A 2,793-nucleotide genomic window follows, 5' to 3' on the forward strand; every position below is an offset into this window, starting at 1 on the left:
CGCGCGGGCGTGCTCTCCGCGGTGGCGGTGGAGTTCGCGCGGCGCGGGGTGAGCATCGCCGCGGTGCGCCAGACCGGCGGCGGGGACGACGGCCCGCTGTCGGCAGACGGCAACGCGCGCCTGGTCGTCGTCACGCACGGGGCGCCGGACTCGGCGCTGCACGAGACGGTCGAGGCCCTGGCCGAGCTGGACGTGGTGCTCGGGGTGGAGAGCGTGCTGCGCGTCGAGGGGCTCGGCCGCGCGGTCAGTGCCCTGGGTGTCAGCGGATGAACGGAGAAGCAGTGCCTGTCGCGAGCCCGCTCGCACCCTGGCCGGGTGTGATCAACGCCTACCGGGACCGGATGCCCGTCCGGCCCGACTGGGAGATCGTCACCCTGGGGGAGGGCGGGACACCGCTGCTCCCGGCCCCGGTGCTCTCCGAGCGCACGGGCTGCGAGGTCTACCTCAAGGTCGACGGCGCCAACCCCACCGGTTCCTTCAAGGACCGCGGGATGACGATGGCGGTCACCGCCGCGCTGGCCGAGGGCAAGCAGAGCGTGCTCTGCGCCTCCACCGGCAACACGTCGGCCTCGGCGGCGGCGTACGCGGCCCGCGCGCGGATGACCAGCGCGGTGCTCGTGCCCAGCGGCAAGATCGCGCTCGGCAAGCTCGCCCAGGCGGTGGCGCACGGCGCGCGGATCCTGCAGATCGAGGGCAACTTCGACGACTGCCTGGAGCTGGCCCGCAAGACCACCGCGGACTACCCGGCGATCGCCCTGGTCAACTCGGTGAACCCCACCCGGATCGCGGGGCAGGCCAGCGCCGCCTACGAGATCTGCGACGCGCTGGGCCGCGCCCCGGACGTGCACTGCCTGCCGGTCGGCAACGCGGGCAACATCACCGCGTACTGGAAGGGCTACAAGGCGTACTCCGAGGACGGGCTGATCCCGGCCCTGCCGCGGATGTTCGGCTACCAGGCCGCGGGCGCCGCGCCGCTCGTGCACGGGGCCCCGGTGAAGAACCCCGAGACCGTCGCCACCGCGATCCGGATCGGCGCGCCCGCCTCGTGGAACGGCGCGCAGGCGGCCCGCGAGGAGTCGGCGGGCCTGTTCGCCGCGGTCACCGACGAGGAGATCCTCGCCGCCCACCGGCTGCTGTCCACGCGGGAGGCGGTGTTCGTGGAGCCCGCGTCGGCCGCGAGCGTGGCCGGGCTGCTGCAGTCCTCGGCGAACGGCACCCTCGCGCGCGGCCAGGTCGTGGTCTGCACGGTGACCGGGCACGGGCTCAAGGACCCGGACAGCGTGCTGGCCACCGCGCCCGCGCCCGAGATCGTCCCCATCGACCCCGCGGCGGTCGCGGCCGCCCTGGAGCTGGCCTGATGGGGAGGCCGACCGAGGTCCGGGTCCGGGTGCCCGCGTCGTCGGCCAACCTCGGACCGGGCTTCGACTCGCTCGGCCTCGCGCTCGGCCTGTACGACGACGTCGAGGTCACCGCGACCACCGAGCCGGGTGTGCACGTGGAGGTCCTCGGCGAAGGTGCGGAGCAGGTCCCGTGTGACGATTCCCATCTCGTCGTGCGCGCGATGCGCACCGCCTGGGCGATCTTCGGGGACGAGCCCGCGGGCCTGCGCATGCGGTGCCGTAACGCGATCCCGCACTCCCGCGGGCTGGGCAGCTCCGCGGCCGCCGCGGTGGCGGGTGCGGTGGCCGCGTGCGTCCTCTCCGGTCGGGACGTCGAGTTGGAGCAGGACTCGTTGCTGCAGGTCACGGCCGGTATGGAGGGCCACGCGGACAACGCGGCGGCCTCCCTGCTGGGCGGGTTCGTGGTGGCCTGGGAGCAGGTGGGGAACACCTCGGCCCGGTTCCACGCCGTGAGACTCGACGTGCACGCCGGCATCGCGCCCGTCGCGCTCGTCGCCGGGGTCGAGTCCTCCACCACGACCACCCGCGGCCTGCTCCCCGAGCTGGTCCCGCTGCACGACGCGGCGTTCACGGGGAGCCGGACCGCGCTGTCGGTCCTGGCGTTCACGAGAACGCCCGAGCTGCTCATGGCGGCCACGGAGGACCGGCTGCACCAGGGCTACCGCCGCCCGGCCTACCCCGCGTCCGCCGACCTCGTCGACGCGCTGCGGGCGCGCGGCGTGCCCGCCGCGATCTCCGGGGCAGGCCCCACCGTCCTGGCCCTGACCTCGGACGGGACCCTCCCCGAGGGTCTCGACCTGCACGGGTTCACCCCGCTGGAGCTGCCCGTCGACGCCGCGGGCGCCCGCGTCGAGGTCGGCTGAGGGGTACGACACGCCGGGGCTGACCGGGGATGTTGTTGCCGCGCGACCCGGGACCGACTACCCTCGGCCTCGCACGGCGATCCACGCGTCATCCGCGTGGCCTCTCGAGCCGGAACCCTCACTGCAGCCCATGTGGTCGGATCCGGTCCGGACCGAGCGGCCTCTTCCCCGCGACCGTCGCACTGGTCGCCGCCCCTGCACCTCGCCGAAGGCGGCTTGTCTCATGCTGCCTCGGCGTCGTAGTCCGGCGGAGGAGCCGGGCGTGACGTGTGGAATCCGCTGGTCTGAGGAATCGCCCCGGACCGGTCAGGAAGGAACTTCGTGAGCGAGACCGATCTCGTCAGCACTCCCACCGGCACCGAGCCGGCCGGAGACGCTGCCGCCCCCAAGAAGCGCGGCGGGCTGTCCGCAATGGTCCTCGCCGACCTTCGACAGCTCGCAGGCGAGCTGAACGTCCCCGACATCGCGGGGATGCGAAAGGGTGACCTCATCGCCGCCATCAAGGAGAGGCAGGGCGGCTCGGCCGCTGC

At 74.0% G+C, this 2,793-nt stretch carries 3 protein-coding genes and 1 pseudogene; all 4 read left to right on the plus strand.

Features of this window, described 5'->3' with window-relative positions; all coding sequences use genetic code 11:
- A pseudogene (locus H5J29_RS27975) lies at nucleotides 1-270 on the plus strand (homoserine dehydrogenase); the annotation flags it as partial.
- Nucleotides 267-1,358 carry a threonine synthase gene (gene thrC, locus H5J29_RS27980; protein WP_181783985.1) on the plus strand — a complete coding sequence of 364 codons (1,092 nt, stop codon included), beginning with the start codon at nucleotides 267-269 and terminating at the stop codon, nucleotides 1,356-1,358. The pseudogene H5J29_RS27975 and the gene thrC, both read left to right, overlap by 4 nt.
- Nucleotides 1,358-2,263: a homoserine kinase gene (gene thrB / locus H5J29_RS27985; RefSeq protein ID WP_181783986.1), complete on the plus strand. Its 906-nt coding sequence runs from the start codon at nucleotides 1,358-1,360 to the stop codon at nucleotides 2,261-2,263. Before thrC ends, thrB begins: the two co-directional genes overlap by 1 nt.
- Nucleotides 2,264-2,584: 321 nt before the next feature.
- Nucleotides 2,585-2,793: Rho termination factor N-terminal domain-containing protein (locus tag H5J29_RS27990; RefSeq protein ID WP_312858451.1), on the plus strand; the 209-nt coding region annotated here is incomplete at its 3' end.

Source organism: Pseudonocardia pini, from assembly GCF_013870575.1.
In the GTDB taxonomy this organism is placed as follows: domain Bacteria; phylum Actinomycetota; class Actinomycetes; order Mycobacteriales; family Pseudonocardiaceae; genus Pseudonocardia; species Pseudonocardia pini.